The organism is Citrobacter sp. JGM124 (assembly GCF_018257795.1).
Lineage (GTDB): Bacteria > Pseudomonadota > Gammaproteobacteria > Enterobacterales > Enterobacteriaceae > JGM124.
In genome coordinates this window covers 152,169-167,808 of the sequence record NZ_JAERJD010000006.1, presented here as the reverse complement: position 1 = coordinate 167,808, position 15,640 = coordinate 152,169, and the positions used below count along the sequence as shown (strand labels likewise).

Sequence of the window (15,640 nt, the reverse complement as noted above, 5' to 3'; positions counted from 1 at the left end):
ATTACAGCGCGATAGCGATGAATCCGCATCGGTTTGTATACTCTTCTTATGGGTAAAATAGAACGCCAGAATCATCAGCACAAACCCTGAATAAAAAAGAGAGGGAAAACTATGTTTCCCCTCTCTTTTTAATCGGTTATATATCGTCTGTCAGCGATTTGAATGGCAGTTAATTACTGAAGGTAAGTTAACAGCTGGTGTTGTTCAGGAACCATAAAGTCCACCGACATCATGATACTGAGTGACGTAATGGCAACGATTGAAAAGACGAACAACTTACGTGCCCAGACTTTATCGTCTTCCACTTTATAGCCACGCAGTGCCATACCTAACCACCAGACACTTACTGCAGCGGCAACAACCAGATACTTATAACCTGCATAGCCGCCCAGCGAGAGCATCAGTGTGGCAACCGCAAAAGCAATGATGTAAAGCGTAATATGGTTCTTGGCTACCGAAATGCCTTTAACAACAGGTAATACCGGAATATTTGCAGCCTGATAATCTTTAAAGCGGAAGATGGCAATCGCATAGGAGTGCGGCATCTGCCAGAGACTAAAGATAGCTAACAGGATAGCGGCACCAGTATCAAACTCATTGGTTACAGCACAGTAACCAATGACGGGTGGCGCCGCACCTGAAAGGCTGCCAATCAGAGTGCCATAGACAGAGTGGCGTTTCATGTACAGGCTATAAACCCCAACATAAACCACAAAGCCCATTACAGCTAACCACATCGCCAGAGGATTAGCACCAAACCACAGCAGCATAAAGCCAGCAATACCTAACAAGGTGGCATATACCAGCGAGGCTTTCGGTGAAATCAGGCCTTTAACCAGTACCCGATTTTTCGTTCTCTCCATTTTCTGATCGATATCGCGATCGATAAAGTTGTTATAAACACAACCCGATGCGACAACTAAAGAGACGCCAATCAGCGTGGAAAGAAACAAGGGATAATCAATACTGCCCTTTGAGGCCAGTAAAAATCCCCCAATAACAGAAATTAAATTACCGAAAATAATTCCTGGTTTCGTAACTTGCAGGTATTGCTTAATCATACAGGCCGCTCTTAGTGAATCATCATATTCAGGTTGAGGTTCCACATAATCCAGATGGAGCCTACAACCAGAATGGCGATAATCAACACCGTAAAGGCAAGCGCTGCAACGTTCCAGCGTTCACTCGAAGAGGTGTTCATATGCAAGAAACAGACAAGATGAACTATGATCTGCACGACAGCACTCACCAGAATCACAGCCAGAATGGCACCGTGAGAAGCGCTACCTTCCATGACCATCCAGAACGGAATTGCCGTCAGGATAATCGAGAGGATGAAGCCAACCATATAGGTCTTAATACTGCCGTGCTGGGCGCCGCCTAGTTCATTTGAATAACTCATTACATCGCCCCCATCAAGTAAACTACTGAGAACACACAAATCCAGACGATATCCAGGAAGTGCCAGAACAGGCTCAGGCACATCAAGCGTGTACGGTTATTGCTGGTTAAACCACGACGATAAACGTGGAACATCATCAGAGCCATCCAGACCAGACCTGAGGTGACGTGCACACCGTGAGTCCCTACCAGCACAAAGAATGCTGACAGGAAACCACTGCGGTCAGGGCCATAGCCTTCAACAATCAGGTGATGGAACTCATAGATTTCCATCCCTACGAATCCAGCACCAAACAGGAAGGTGATAGCCAGCCAGCCGATAACTTGATTCTTGGTTCCTTTGTCCATGCAGATGATGGCCATGCCATAGGTGATGGAACTGAGCAGCAGTAGCCCAGTTTCAACCATCACGAAAGGCAGTTCAAAGATATCTTTACCCGTCGGTCCGCCAGCGGTGCCGTGTACCAGAACCGCATAGGTAGCAAACAAGCAACAGAAGAGAATCAAGTCGCTCATTAAGTAGATCCAGAAACCAAAGACTTTGTTGGCTCCTGCATCGTGGTGCCCATGCTCCTCAGCTTGGGCGTTAGTGTGCGTCAGAGTTTCAGTTGACATTTTTCAGTCCTGCTTTAGTAAGTTCGTCGAAATGTTTGTTTTCCAACTTCTCGACCTCTGCAACCGGAACGTAGTAGTCCACATCTTCGTCGAAGCTTTTCACAATCCAGGTAACGATAGTACCGGCGAAAGTGATGATCGCCAGCCACCAGATATGCCAGATCATGGCAAAACCAAACACGGCAAGCAGCGCAGAAATAACGATACCGGCAGCACTGTTACGTGGCATATGAATCTCTTCATAGCTGGTCGGTTTCTTATAGGCTTCGCCTTTCTCTTTCATTTCCCAGAATGCATCACGTTCATGAACATGTGGCTGGTGGGCAAAGTTATAAAATGGCGGAGGTGAAGAAGTTGACCACTCCAGAGTACGACCATTCCATGGATCCCCAGTCAGATCACGATTCTGTTCACGGTCACGAATAGAGACGTAGAACTGAGTCAGTTGACACAGAATACCCAGAGCGATCAGTGCTGCACCGACGGCGGCAACACAGAGCAGGGTGTGGAACATAGGGTCGATACCCTGGCTAAGACGACGGGTCATACCCATGAAGCCCAGGATATACAGTGGCATGAAGGCCACGAAGAACCCAATGATCCAGAACCAGAATGCCCGTTTACCCCACGTCTCATTTAAGGTAAAGCCGAACGCTTTTGGCCACCAGTAGGTCATACCAGCGAAACAACCAAATACCACACCACCGATAATGACGTTATGGAAGTGAGCAATCAGGAACAGACTGTTATGCAGAACAAAGTCAGCGCCCGGTACTGCCAGCAGAACGCCGGTCATCCCACCAATCGAGAAGGTGATAATAAAACCGATAGTCCACATCATTGCTGAGTTAAAGACAATACGGCCCTGGTACATAGTGAACAGCCAGTTGAAGATCTTCACCCCTGTCGGGATGGCGATAATCATGGTGGCAATACCGAAGAAGGCGTTCACATTTGCGCCACTGCCCATTGTGTAGAAGTGATGCAGCCAAACGATGAACGACAGAACGGTAATGGCAATTGTTGCCCATACCAGGGAGGTATAACCAAACAGACGTTTTCTGGAGAAGGTTGAAACCACTTCAGAGAACACACCGAATACAGGCAGAACCAGGATATAAACTTCCGGGTGACCCCATGCCCAAATCAGGTTGACATACATCATCATGTTGCCACCCATATCATTGGTAAAGAAGTGGGTGCCCAGATAGCGGTCAAAGGTCAGTAGTGCAACAGTTACTGTGAAGATTGGGAACGCAGCGATAATCAACACGTTAGTACACAGAGATGCCCAGGTAAACACTGGCATTTTGAACATAGTCATACCCGGGGTACGCATGTTCATGATAGTAACGAAGAAGTTAATCCCTGTCAGGGTTGTACCAATACCGGATAACTGTAGACTCCATATCCAGTAATCGACCCCAACGCCCGGACTGTATTCAATCCCTGACAATGGCGGATAGGCAACCCAACCAGTTTGAGCAAATTCACCCACCCCGAGAGAGACGTTAACCAGTACCACACCTACAACAGTCAGCCAGAAGCTAAGGTTGTTCAGGAAGGGGAACGCAACGTCACGCGCACCAATTTGTAATGGCACGACGATATTCATCAGGCCAACAACAAATGGCATCGCCACGAAGAAGATCATAATAACGCCGTGAGCGGTAAAGATCTGGTCGTAGTGGTGAGCATTCAAGAAACCTGCCTCTCCAGCGGAGGACAGAACTTGTTGGCTTCGCATCATGATGGCGTCAGCAAAACCACGCAACAACATGACAATAGCGACGATGATATACATCACGCCAAGGCGTTTGTGGTCAACAGAAGTAAACCACTCTTTCCATAAATATTCCCACTTACCGAAGTAAGTGATTGCCGCAATTAACGCCAGGCCCCCGATGATAATTGCTGCGACCGTGACCATGATAATAGGTTCATGGTACGGAATTGCATCCAGTGTTAGTTTTCCGAACATTGTATTATTCCTCGGCCCCTTAGTGAGAGGTTTCCCCGTGATTCATGTCCATGCCTTGATGGTCAGTATGTTCAGCTGCGGGCTGACTCATACTGGTGCCATGCCCGTGTCCCATGAATTTGTTGATAACATCAACAAACAAACCGGGTTTGACATTTGAGAAGTACTCGACCTTGTTATTTTCACTCGGTGCAGCAAGCTTCTCGTAGGCAGCCATGTCATTCATCACTTCAGGTGATTGTTTAACCTTAGCAACCCATTGCTCAAAACCCTCGTTATCAGGCGTTGCAATGGCTTTAAATTTCATGCCAGAGAACCCATGACCACTGTAACTTGCAGAGATACCGTCGTAGGTACCGGCATCGTTAGCAATCAGGTGCAATTTGGTTTGCATACCTGCCATGGCATAAAGTTGGCTACCCAGACGTGGGATGAAGAAAGAGTTCATCACGGAGTTAGAGGTAATTTTGAATTCCACTGGCGTGTTGGCCGGGAAAGCAATCTCGTTAACCGTCGCAATACCTTGTTCCGGATAGATGAAGAACCACTTCCAGTCCATCGCAATGACTTCAATGGTGATGGGCTTTTTATCATGATCCAGCGGTTTGCTTGGCTCAAGAGAATGCGTGGTTTTCCAAGTCAGTACGGCAAGGAAGATGATGATAAGGATTGGGATAGTCCAGACAACGGCTTCCACTTTATTAGAGTGTGACCAGTTAGGGCTATACTTGGCTTCTTTGTTTGATGCCCGATACTTCCAGGCAAAACCGATAGCCATTAAAATTGCAGGGATCACGACAATCAACATCAGCCCGAAAGCTGTCAGTATCAGTGAACGTTGTTCCAGTCCAATTTGTCCTTTCGGATCAAGCAGCGCAGAATCACAGCCACTGAGTAATACAGTGCCTGCAATTAATGACAGCCATTTCAAACTATTATTGTATTTCCTGATTCTCATTTAACGACCTCAATTTCAGGGAACTCTATTGTCGTTTAAAGTGTGGCGGCATTTTACGGGAAGGTTACATGAGTGTAAACCTGAATGGCATAGTGTTAATATGGATTACTCGCTTATGACGACGGCATCACACAAGATACTTTTGGCGAAAAAATTTATCCAGAATAGAACCACACGACTTGTTATAACAAAAACCCGCCCTGACAGGGTGTTGCGCTCACCATTGCTATAACAAGACGTGAAATGGAACAATTAATTAACAATTGAGTATCGTTTTCTAAACAACTCATAACATTATTTTAGTATATTAGCTGAATCGTTAAAGTTAACTATTTAATGTTTTGGTAGCACGAAATAATAAAAATCCATGACGGATGACTTTTAAAAATTATTTAATACATAAATTATAACAATTATTATTTTCCCCTATAATACTGATAGCATAATATTTATTCTTCGTTGTTTGTTTAATGAACATGGTTTTTGTTGACCCGTTTGAGCGCGGGGAAAAATATACCCCATAATGGGTATATTTCGCTGCCACCTTTGAATGTTGTAAGAAACACCATGTGGTGATTCTCTCCGACACGTCACCCACCGGATGCCTCTGGCATTTTCCGTAATGCTAAAAAGTCCAGTAAACCTCCGAGTATAATACCCGTTACTGCCAATAATCCGCCTAATTCCAGTAATGACGTTCCGACAGACCAGTGAGTGTATTCAAGCGCATTACTAATCAGAGTGACAAGCCAGGCGGCCAGTAACAGACAGCCGATACTTAATATCCAAAGCGCCAGACGATAGGCTCCTGCATACTGAGTACGTGGCATAAAACGCTCAGTACGCTGGGTGTACTCCAGTGTTGTTTTACACATCAGTAGTAATAGAATACCGGGGACGGAAACGACAACAGAGAACAGATAAAAGGTGGACCAGCCATGTGCTTCAACAAACCAGCCAGCGATGGGCCCCACATAGACTCGACCAATAGCCGACAAGGCCGAAAGTAAAGCGAACTGGGTGGCAGAGAAGGACTTGTTACACAGGGTCATTAACAGCGCAACAAAGGCTGCGGTTCCCATTCCGCCACAAATATTCTCAAAGAATACAATGCTCCCCATACTCAGGATATTTTTATCCGTGACTGCCAGTAGCCAGTAACCGGCATTGGAGGCCCCCTGGAGGATACCGAAGATAAGCAGAGCTCTGAATAACGTCAGGCGCTGCATCAGGACACCACCAAACAGTGCGCCAAGAATAGTCGCAAACAGCCCGAGGGTCTTATTCACCATCCCCACATCACCGGCATCAAACCCGACACCACGAATCAGGAAGGTGGTGGTCAGTGTCATGGCAAAGGCATCTCCCAACTTATATAGCACAATAAGCAGCAGAATCAGCCATGCATTATTACGACCAAAGAAATCGCGCAGGGGCTCCACCACCGCCTGTTCAAGAGTGCGAGGCAGTGGCATGGTATTTGTCGGTTCGGGGGCCATAAACGTGGCGATAATGCAAGGAATAAGCAGCACAGCCATTAACCAGTAAGTGGCTTGCCAGCCCAAATAACGGTCAGCAAGCCATAACGCCAGCCCACCAGAAACTAACATGGCCAGGCGATAGCCCAGGACACTGACCGCCGCACCGGTACCGCGCTCTTCGGATGACAATACATCGGTTTTCCAGGCATCAAAGACAATATCTTGTGACGCGGAACAAAAAGCGATGATCACCGCGAGGGCTGCCATCCAGCGCAAGTGGGATGCGGGGTTAAGAAATCCCATGCCCGCGATAGCGACTAATAACAGGACCTGGGTTATTAATAACCAGCCACGCCGCCGACCCAATACAGGAGGCGTGTAGCGATCCATTATCGGGGACCAAAGAAACTTAAAGACATAGGCCTGACCAACCAGGGAGAAAAAACCGATCGTTTTTAAATCGACGTTTTCTACCGTCATCCAGGCCTGCAAAGTGCCAGAGGTTAACGCGAGAGGCAGACCCGAAGAGAAACCAAGAATGAGTAGCAGGAGTAATTTAGGTTGCCGAAAAATACTTAAGTAGTCATTAGACATAATAGAGTAACACTCGCGTTAGATACCCGTGATATAGCCGGTTACCAGGGCGGAACGTCCATGAAATTCGCCGATTTTCGTGCGTATCTCTGTTTATTGACGTGCCTGACTGTGTGTTTGCAGGCAGCAAGAGGCGGGTGACCTGTCATCCACAGGTCACCCTGGCAAACATTAACGAGCATTCTGCTTAATGAAATCGTTAATGCTGGTATCCTGAGCCATGTCCGCAATGGTATCTGTCAGTACGGAATTTACCGCATTGGCAATATCATTATTAGACGCCTGAAACGCGCCTTCGACATTATAGCTGGCACGATAATTTTTGGTCAGCTTGCTGCCGTTTTTGGCGGTTGCGATAATGGCAATATCAGCACGGGTGGCGATATTGTAACGCAAGCTACCTTGAGATACGTCAGCATAGAGCTTGTTGACAATGATTTGCAGGTCAACAGGGCTGTTTGGGCCAATCATGTAACCACGGGCAGTCATCTGTTTTTCCAGCACTTCCTGCAACAGGAAACGCAAATCCCGGGATGGTGTCAGCGTAACCAATTGATTGTCCCTGGTGACTTGTGCCAGAGCCTGACTACTGCGCTGATCAGCCCCATTAATGCTGACGGTAATCCCCATTAAACCAGGGTCCTGATTGGGCAGTGTTATTCTTGGTGCAACATCAATGGTACTTGGCGGTGTTGCACAACTGGCCAGCATAAAGAGAGCGACCAGTGGGAAGATAATTTTTTTTAACATGTTTGATTTCTCAATATACTCAATAGGCAGACCGATAAAACCCCGCCATCATATCATCGGGGCTGGGCAGGGGAAGTAGGTTATGTCCGTAAATTCACCGGGCTGGTTTTTTTTTCACCGTTTGCTACGTTTTACCGCCATTTTAGCCTACATTTTCCCGCTCATTGGCACGAATTTGTGCCAGGATGCAGGGTACCAGGCAAAAGGCTTTACATTACCTCAGTGAATTCTCGTAACGGGGTCTGTATTTCTGGAAATAGTTATCATCCCTGTTGTTAAGGAGAGTAGTAATGACGATGCGCAAGCAGATAGAAGCCCAGCTTATCGCTGCATTTAACCCGTCATATATAGAAGTGGTTGACGAGAGTCATCGCCACAACGTGCCCGCAGGCGCAGAAAGTCATTTTAAAGTGTTACTGGTGAGTGAAAACTTTATAGGTACGCGCTTAATTAGTCGCCATCGCCAGATTTATTCGGTGTTAAGCGAAGCACTGGCTGGGAGTGTGCATGCCCTGGCGTTGCATACTTACACCGCGCAAGAGTGGAATGATTTACAAGATAAACAGCGTTTATCACCACCTTGTATGGGAGCTGGAACCCAAGCTTAAATATTGCTAACCATTTGCAACTAATAGAGGTTTTCCGCTATGTTGCACTGTTTTCTATTTTAGTCTGTTTTCCTGGCGGGCTGAATGCCGTTTTATTTTTCCTGAATTCCTCTGATTAGGATACTAAACGACGTACGCAGAGGAAAAATGTGAAGAAGACGTACAGCTGTGCGTTATTGCTGTTCTCGACTCACCCCAGTGATGCCGCTATAATGCTGCGTCTTATTTTTCGGAATGTCTTCGGGATGATTCTGACAAGACAGGGAATGTGCTGCTGATTTAGAGAGCATCCCGGTTCTGTGAAGCTAATCTAAGCTTTTGGAGTTGACCGAGCACTGTGATTTTTTGAGGTAACAAGATGCAAGTTTCAGTTGAAACCACTCAAGGCCTTGGCCGCCGTATCACGATGACTATCGCTGCAGACAGCATCGAAACCGCTGTAAAAAGCGAGCTGGTCAACGTGGCAAAAAAAGTACGTATTGACGGCTTCCGCAAAGGTAAAGTACCAATGAGCGTTGTCGCTCAGCGTTATGGTGCTTCAGTGCGTCAGGATGTGTTGGGCGAACTGATGAGCCGTAACTTTATTGATGCGATCATCCAGGAAAAAATTAATCCAGCCGGCGCACCTCAGTATGTTCCTGGCGAATATAAACTGGGTGAAGATTTTACTTACTCTGTAGAGTTTGAAGTCTACCCAGAAGTTGAGCTGCAAGGTCTGGAATCTATCGTGGTTGAAAAACCAGTAGTAGAAGTGACCGACGAAGATGTTGATACCATGCTGGAAACGCTGCGCAAACAGCAAGCCACCTGGAAAGACACCGACGCGGCAGCAGCAGCAGAAGATCGTGTGACTATCGATTTCACTGGTTCTATTGACGGTGAAGTATTTGAAGGCGGTAAAGCAACAGACTTCGTGCTGGCTATGGGCCAGGGTCGTATGATCCCAGGTTTTGAAGAAGGTGTTGTTGGTCACAAAACTGGCGAAGAGTTCGTTGTAGAAGTGAACTTCCCAGAAGACTACCACGCTGAAAACCTGAAAGGCAAAGCAGCTAAGTTCGATATCGTTCTGAAGAAAGTTGAAGAGCGTGAGTTGCCAGAGCTGACTGAAGAGTTTATCAAACGTTTCGGCGTTGAAGATGGCTCTCTTGCAGGTCTGCGTACCGAAGTTCGTAAAAATATGGAACGTGAGCTGAAAGGCGCGGTACGTAACCGTATTAAGACCCAGGCTATTGACGGGCTGGTGGATGCAAACAACATCGACGTTCCTGCCGCTTTGGTTGACGGGGAAATTGATGTTCTGCGTCGCCAGGCAGCTCAACGCTTTGGTGGTAATGAGAGCCAGGCTCTGGAATTGCCTCGTGAGTTGTTTGAAGAGCAAGCTAAACGCCGCGTTGTGGTTGGCCTGCTGTTGGGCGAAGTGATTCGTACCCATGAGCTGAAAGCTGACGAAGATCGTGTTAAAGCGATGATCGAAGATATGGCATCTGCTTACGAAGATCCTAAAGAAGTTATCGAGTTCTATAGCAAGAACAAAGAGATGATGGACAACATGCGCAATGTTGCTTTGGAAGAACAAGCTGTTGAAACACTGCTTGAAAAAGCAAAAGTGTCTGAAGTGGCGACCAACTTCAATGCGCTGATGAACCAACCACAGGCGTAATGCTCGTTTTTAACGATAGCATTTAACCGTCTGTTAATGGGCCCGTCACTTTATCGTGACGGGCTCTTTTTTATCATCAATAATGTGCGCATATTTGAAAGATAAAACCGATTATCAGGTTAGCTTATCGACAAAAGATTGTTATGCTTGAAATAGGGTCGAAGCATCCCCATTACTAAGGTAACGTTTCATTCATCATTCCCTGACTGGCTCCGTCCAAAAGTGGCGCAGGACTCATAGTCATTATCCTGTGGCTCGAGTAGAATCAGTACAGTTGGTTTAATTACACCGGGAGACGGTAATGTCATACAGTGGCGAAAAAGATCAATTAGCACCCCACATGGCGCTGGTGCCGATGGTTGTTGAGCAAACATCCCGTGGTGAGCGTTCATACGATATTTATTCCCGTCTGCTTAAGGAACGTGTGATTTTTCTGACCGGCCAGGTTGAAGATCACATGGCTAACTTGATTGTGGCGCAAATGCTGTTCCTGGAAGCGGAAAACCCGGAAAAAGATATTTATCTGTACATTAACTCACCAGGTGGGGTTATTACGGCCGGGATGTCTATTTATGACACCATGAAATTTATTAAGCCGGACGTCAGTACCATTTGTATGGGGCAGGCCGCTTCTATGGGGGCATTTCTGCTGACGGCGGGTGCGAAAGGCAAGCGTTTTTGTCTGCCTAATTCACGTGTGATGATTCACCAGCCGCTGGGCGGTTACCAGGGGCAGGCGACGGATATCGAAATCCACGCCCGTGAGATTTTAAAAATTAAGGCTCGTATGAATGAGCTAATGGCTGAACATACGGGACAGCCGATTGAGAAAATCGAGAAAGATACTGAACGTGACCGTTTCTTGTCTGCTGATGAAGCAGTTGAATACGGTCTGGTTGACTCAATCCTGACTCACCGTATTTAATAGCACAAATAGCTGGCGGTGTTATCTTTCTGATAACGATGGCTCGCCTTTACGCTCCCCATTAGCTGGGCCCAAAAATGGCACTTGTGCTATCGGTGGTGGCACAAAGAAACAGATAAGAGGTTTTACTGATGACAGATAAACGCAAAGACGGTTCAGGCAAATTGCTGTACTGCTCTTTTTGCGGCAAAAGCCAGCATGAAGTGCGTAAGCTGATTGCCGGGCCGTCAGTGTATATCTGCGATGAGTGTGTCGATTTATGTAACGACATCATCCGCGAAGAAATTAAAGAAGTCGCACCCCATCGCGAACGCAGCGCCCTGCCTACGCCGCATGAGATTCGTAATCATCTTGATGACTACGTTATTGGTCAGGAACAGGCTAAAAAAGTTCTGGCTGTTGCGGTTTATAACCACTACAAACGTCTACGCAATGGTGATAATGCGCAGGGTGTGGAGTTAGGTAAAAGTAATATTCTGTTGATCGGACCAACGGGTAGCGGCAAAACATTGCTGGCGGAAACCCTGGCTCGTCTTCTGGATGTTCCTTTCACCATGGCTGATGCCACCACGCTGACCGAAGCGGGTTACGTAGGTGAAGACGTTGAAAATATTATCCAGAAACTGCTACAAAAATGTGATTACGACGTGCAGAAGGCACAGCGTGGGATCGTCTACATTGATGAAATTGATAAAATTTCGCGGAAGTCAGACAACCCATCTATCACGCGCGATGTTTCTGGCGAAGGCGTACAGCAGGCTTTGCTGAAACTGATCGAAGGTACTGTTGCCGCTGTGCCTCCACAAGGTGGCAGAAAGCATCCACAGCAGGAATTTTTACAGGTTGATACCTCTAAAATCCTCTTTATCTGTGGTGGTGCTTTTGCGGGTCTTGATAAAGTCATCTCGAATCGTATTGAGACCGGGTCAGGTATCGGTTTCGGTGCGACAGTGAAATCAAAATCCGAAAAAGCCAGTGAAGGGCAGTTACTGGGGCAGGTCGAGCCTGAAGATTTGATTAAATTTGGTCTCATTCCTGAGTTTATCGGACGTTTGCCCGTTGTGGCGACCCTGAGTGAACTGAGTGAAGACGCGTTAATTCAGATCCTGAAAGAGCCGAAGAACGCCCTGACTAAACAGTATCAGGCGCTGTTTAATCTTGAAGGTGTTGACCTTGAGTTCCGTGATGACGCACTGGATGCCATTGCGAAAAAAGCGATGATTCGTAAAACCGGTGCCCGCGGATTACGCTCTATCGTTGAAGGTGCATTACTGGACACCATGTACGATCTGCCTTCCCTGGAAGATGTTGAAAAAGTGGTTGTTGATGAAACTGTTATCGCGGGTCAGTCTAAGCCGCTACTGATTTACAGCAAGCCTGAAACGCAACAAGCTTCTGGTGAATAATTCATAAAACCGCCAGTCATTTAACAATAAGTGGGGGATAGCCTCCCCCACTTAGTTTTCCTTCATCCCTACCGTTGAATGTGCAAGAATCATCCCCATATACTGATGTACTTAATTGGTGGGACGCGAACGCACATTACCACCTCATTACCTGGCGGACATTAAACTAAGAGAGAGCTCTATGAATCCTGAGCGTTCTGAACGCATTGATATCCCCGTATTGCCGTTGCGCGATGTGGTGGTTTATCCGCACATGGTTATCCCACTGTTTGTTGGGCGTGAAAAATCAATTCGCTGCCTGGAATCAGCAATGGACCATGATAAAAAAATCATGCTGGTTGCGCAAAAAGAGGCTTCTACGGATGAGCCTGGCGTTAATGATTTGTTCTCGGTGGGAACCGTAGCTTCTATTCTACAAATGCTTAAATTGCCAGATGGTACGGTAAAAGTATTGGTGGAAGGTCTGCAGCGTGCCCGCATTACGGCGCTTTCTGACAACGGTGAGCATTTTTCTGCTCAGGCTGAGTATCTGAACTCGCCAGTTATTGAAGAGCGTGAGCAGGAAGTGCTGGTTCGTACCGCTATTAATCAGTTTGAAGGCTATATCAAACTGAATAAAAAAATTCCACCGGAAGTTCTGACATCGTTGAATAGCATCGATGATCCAGAACGTCTGGCTGATACTATTGCAGCGCATATGCCGTTGAAACTTTCGGATAAACAGTCAGTACTGGAAATGTCCGATATCAATGAGCGGCTGGAATATTTAATGGCGATGATGGAGTCTGAAATCGATCTGTTACAGGTTGAGAAACGGATCCGTAATCGCGTCAAAAAACAGATGGAAAAGAGCCAGCGTGAGTACTATCTGAATGAGCAAATGAAAGCTATTCAGAAAGAACTTGGCGAAATGGACGATGCTCCGGACGAAAACGAAGCATTAAAACGCAAAATCGATGCGGCAAAAATGCCGAAAGAAGCGCGTGAAAAAACTGAAGCTGAACTGCAGAAACTGAAAATGATGTCGCCGATGTCTGCGGAAGCCACTGTCGTTCGCGGTTATATTGACTGGATGGTTCAGGTTCCATGGAACGCGCGTAGTAAAGTGAAAAAAGACTTACGCCAGGCTCAGGAAGTCCTTGATACCGACCATTACGGTCTTGAGCGTGTCAAAGACCGTATTCTGGAATACCTCGCGGTTCAAAGTCGTGTGAACAAACTTAAAGGCCCCATCTTATGTCTGGTCGGGCCTCCTGGGGTGGGTAAAACCTCTTTGGGCCAGTCTATCGCAAAAGCAACGGGCCGTAAGTATGTTCGTATGGCGTTGGGTGGCGTTCGTGACGAGGCTGAAATTCGTGGTCACCGCCGCACTTATATCGGTTCAATGCCGGGTAAACTGATTCAGAAAATGGCAAAAGTCGGTGTGCGTAACCCACTTTTCCTGTTGGATGAGATAGATAAAATGTCTTCGGACATGCGGGGCGATCCGGCATCAGCGCTGTTAGAAGTGCTTGATCCAGAACAAAACGTTGCGTTCAACGATCATTATCTGGAAGTGGATTATGACCTGAGTGATGTGATGTTCGTTGCCACCTCTAACTCAATGAATATTCCTGCGCCATTGTTAGATCGTATGGAAGTGATCCGTCTGTCTGGCTATACCGAAGACGAAAAACTGAATATTGCGAAGCAGCATTTACTGCCGAAGCAAATTGAACGCAATGCCTTGAAAAAAGGTGAGCTGAAGGTTGAAGACAGCGCGCTAACTGGCATTATTCGTTACTACACTCGTGAAGCGGGCGTACGTAGCCTGGAACGTGAAATATCGAAGCTGTGCCGCAAAGCGGTTAAACAACTGCTGCTGGACAAAACGCTTAAGCATATCGAAATCAATGGTGACAACCTGAAGGATTTCCTTGGCGTGCAACGCTTTGATTATGGCCGCGCGGATAGCGAAAATCGTGTTGGACAGGTCACCGGGCTGGCATGGACTGAAGTCGGTGGTGATTTATTAACTATCGAAACGGCCTGCGTTCCTGGTAAAGGTAAGCTCACTTACACCGGTTCATTGGGTGAGGTGATGCAGGAGTCTATTCAGGCGGCGTTGACTGTGGTGCGTGCTCGTGCTGAAAAGCTGGGAATTAACAGTGACTTCTACGAAAAACGCGACATCCACGTCCACGTACCTGAAGGGGCGACTCCGAAAGATGGTCCAAGTGCGGGTATTGCTATGTGTACCGCTCTGGTTTCATGCCTGACAGGTAACCCGGTACGCGCCGATGTCGCCATGACAGGGGAGATTACCTTACGTGGCCAGGTTCTGCCTATCGGCGGCTTGAAAGAGAAGTTATTAGCGGCTCACCGTGGCGGTATTAAAACCGTACTGATCCCAGATGATAACAAACGGGATCTGGAAGAAATTCCGGCTAATGTTATTGCTGATCTGGATATTCATCCGGTAAAACGCATTGAGGAAGTTCTGACCCTGGCTTTACAGAATGCGCCTTACGGTATGCAAGTTGTGACCGAAAAATAATGACTGGCGGTAACAATAGTCAATAAAATAGGGGCTGGTAAGTGGATTGTCACTTGCCAGCTTTTTTTTATGCCGCTAAGTTAGACAGTTGCCCGGTCTTACCATTTGTTGTAAGGCAATGGCATGGGTGTTATAACTGCAACGCGGTCGCACTTCAAAAGGAACAGTGCGATATAAATGAGAAATAGGGGAAGATAACAGTGAATAAATCTCAATTGATCGATCAAATTGCTGCAGGGGCTGATATTTCTAAGGCTGCGGCAGGACGTGCTCTGGATGCTATCATTGCTTCAGTGACGGAGTCACTCCAGGCAGGTGAAGATGTGGCTCTGGTTGGTTTTGGTACCTTTGCGGTTAAAGAGCGTGCAGCTCGCACTGGTCGCAATCCACAAACGGGCAAAGAAATTACCATCGCAGCAGCAAAAGTTCCGGGCTTCCGTGCGGGCAAGGTGCTGAAAGACGCGGTTAACTGAGTTATTCCTCTCGTATATAACCCCAGTATCTCTCTGTGTCCTCAAGTGATAAAGAGATGAGCGTTGATGATCGTAGTTACACTATGTGATTTGACCCACCAGGTTGTGGCAATACGCGGCCTGGAGTATGAAGGTAATAAATGGGAACAATATCTCTGGTATTGCTCAGGCACATCAAATGATGTGCCTTTTTTCTTATCTTGAGCGGATTTTTACTTGCGATTGATGATTTGAAACGTATTTCTTGTCACA

Annotated in this window: 14 protein-coding genes; 7 read left to right on the top strand and 7 right to left on the bottom strand. The window is 46.8% G+C overall.

Annotated elements, in window-relative coordinates:
- Positions 1-173: 173 nt before the first annotated feature.
- From cyoE to JK154_RS10095, 7 genes are all read right to left on the bottom strand, one after another.
- Entirely contained in the window at positions 174-1,061 is an 888-nt protein-coding gene (cyoE, locus tag JK154_RS10125; RefSeq protein WP_211992423.1) for a heme o synthase, read from the bottom strand.
- An 11-nt stretch (positions 1,062-1,072) separates the two neighbouring features.
- Entirely contained in the window at positions 1,073-1,402 is a 330-nt protein-coding gene (locus JK154_RS10120; RefSeq protein ID WP_211992422.1) for a cytochrome o ubiquinol oxidase subunit IV, read from the bottom strand.
- A complete protein-coding gene (locus JK154_RS10115; RefSeq protein WP_211992421.1) occupies positions 1,402-2,016 on the bottom strand; it encodes a cytochrome o ubiquinol oxidase subunit III in 615 nt (204 codons plus the stop codon). Before JK154_RS10115 ends, JK154_RS10120 begins: the two co-directional genes overlap by 1 nt.
- On the bottom strand, positions 2,006-3,997 hold the full coding sequence (gene cyoB / locus JK154_RS10110) for a cytochrome o ubiquinol oxidase subunit I (protein WP_211992420.1): 1,992 nt from the start codon (positions 3,995-3,997) through the stop codon (positions 2,006-2,008). Before cyoB ends, JK154_RS10115 begins: the two co-directional genes overlap by 11 nt.
- Positions 3,998-4,016: 19 nt before the next feature.
- On the bottom strand, positions 4,017-4,955 hold the full coding sequence (gene cyoA / locus JK154_RS10105; RefSeq protein ID WP_211992419.1) for a cytochrome o ubiquinol oxidase subunit II: 939 nt from the start codon (positions 4,953-4,955) through the stop codon (positions 4,017-4,019).
- A 590-nt stretch (positions 4,956-5,545) separates the two neighbouring features.
- Positions 5,546-7,030 carry a muropeptide MFS transporter AmpG gene (gene ampG, locus JK154_RS10100; RefSeq protein ID WP_211992418.1) on the bottom strand — a complete coding sequence of 495 codons (1,485 nt, stop codon included), beginning with the start codon at positions 7,028-7,030 and terminating at the stop codon, positions 5,546-5,548.
- Positions 7,031-7,201: 171 nt separating this feature from the next.
- Positions 7,202-7,780, bottom strand: coding sequence for a lipoprotein (locus tag JK154_RS10095; RefSeq protein WP_211992417.1), 579 nt, complete (start codon positions 7,778-7,780; stop codon positions 7,202-7,204).
- An 82-nt stretch (positions 7,781-7,862) separates the two neighbouring features.
- Between JK154_RS10095 and JK154_RS10090 the strand changes: the two genes are divergently transcribed.
- The 7 genes from JK154_RS10090 (at position 7,863) to hupB (ending at position 15,388) form a co-directional block, all read left to right on the top strand.
- Complete coding sequence (locus JK154_RS10090) at positions 7,863-8,006, top strand: hypothetical protein (RefSeq protein WP_211992416.1); 144 nt, start codon at positions 7,863-7,865, stop codon at positions 8,004-8,006.
- Between the two features lie 64 nt (positions 8,007-8,070).
- Positions 8,071-8,388 carry a transcriptional regulator BolA gene (gene bolA / locus JK154_RS10085; protein WP_211992415.1) on the top strand — a complete coding sequence of 106 codons (318 nt, stop codon included), beginning with the start codon at positions 8,071-8,073 and terminating at the stop codon, positions 8,386-8,388.
- 358 nt (positions 8,389-8,746) lie between these two features.
- Positions 8,747-10,048, top strand: coding sequence for a trigger factor (gene tig / locus JK154_RS10080; RefSeq protein WP_211992414.1), 1,302 nt, complete (start codon positions 8,747-8,749; stop codon positions 10,046-10,048).
- 301 nt (positions 10,049-10,349) lie between these two features.
- A complete protein-coding gene (gene clpP, locus JK154_RS10075) occupies positions 10,350-10,973 on the top strand; it encodes an ATP-dependent Clp endopeptidase proteolytic subunit ClpP (RefSeq protein ID WP_211992413.1) in 624 nt (207 codons plus the stop codon).
- 131 nt (positions 10,974-11,104) lie between these two features.
- A complete protein-coding gene (gene clpX / locus JK154_RS10070; protein ID WP_211992412.1) occupies positions 11,105-12,379 on the top strand; it encodes an ATP-dependent protease ATP-binding subunit ClpX in 1,275 nt (424 codons plus the stop codon).
- A gap of 181 nt (positions 12,380-12,560) precedes the next feature.
- On the top strand, positions 12,561-14,915 hold the full coding sequence (gene lon, locus JK154_RS10065) for an endopeptidase La (protein WP_211992411.1): 2,355 nt from the start codon (positions 12,561-12,563) through the stop codon (positions 14,913-14,915).
- Between the two features lie 200 nt (positions 14,916-15,115).
- Entirely contained in the window at positions 15,116-15,388 is a 273-nt protein-coding gene (gene hupB, locus JK154_RS10060) for a nucleoid-associated protein HU-beta (RefSeq protein WP_211992410.1), read from the top strand.
- Positions 15,389-15,640 lie beyond the last annotated feature (252 nt).

Excerpts from the sequence above, each read along its gene's own strand:
- ampG (WP_211992418.1), bottom strand. The coding sequence starts at position 7,030 with ATGTCTAATGACTACTTAAGTATTTTTCGGCAACCTAAATTACTCCTG.
- JK154_RS10095 (WP_211992417.1), bottom strand. The coding sequence starts at position 7,780 with ATGTTAAAAAAAATTATCTTCCCACTGGTCGCTCTCTTTATGCTGGCC.
- bolA (WP_211992415.1), top strand. The coding sequence starts at position 8,071 with ATGACGATGCGCAAGCAGATAGAAGCCCAGCTTATCGCTGCATTTAAC.
- clpP (WP_211992413.1), top strand. The coding sequence starts at position 10,350 with ATGTCATACAGTGGCGAAAAAGATCAATTAGCACCCCACATGGCGCTG.
- cyoE (WP_211992423.1), bottom strand. The coding sequence starts at position 1,061 with ATGATTAAGCAATACCTGCAAGTTACGAAACCAGGAATTATTTTCGGT.
- JK154_RS10120 (WP_211992422.1), bottom strand. The coding sequence starts at position 1,402 with ATGAGTTATTCAAATGAACTAGGCGGCGCCCAGCACGGCAGTATTAAG.
- JK154_RS10115 (WP_211992421.1), bottom strand. The coding sequence starts at position 2,016 with ATGTCAACTGAAACTCTGACGCACACTAACGCCCAAGCTGAGGAGCAT.
- cyoA (WP_211992419.1), bottom strand. The coding sequence starts at position 4,955 with ATGAGAATCAGGAAATACAATAATAGTTTGAAATGGCTGTCATTAATT.
- clpX (WP_211992412.1), top strand. The coding sequence starts at position 11,105 with ATGACAGATAAACGCAAAGACGGTTCAGGCAAATTGCTGTACTGCTCT.
- lon (WP_211992411.1), top strand. The coding sequence starts at position 12,561 with ATGAATCCTGAGCGTTCTGAACGCATTGATATCCCCGTATTGCCGTTG.
- tig (WP_211992414.1), top strand. The coding sequence starts at position 8,747 with ATGCAAGTTTCAGTTGAAACCACTCAAGGCCTTGGCCGCCGTATCACG.
- cyoB (WP_211992420.1), bottom strand. The coding sequence starts at position 3,997 with ATGTTCGGAAAACTAACACTGGATGCAATTCCGTACCATGAACCTATT.
- JK154_RS10090 (WP_211992416.1), top strand. The coding sequence starts at position 7,863 with ATGTCCGTAAATTCACCGGGCTGGTTTTTTTTTCACCGTTTGCTACGT.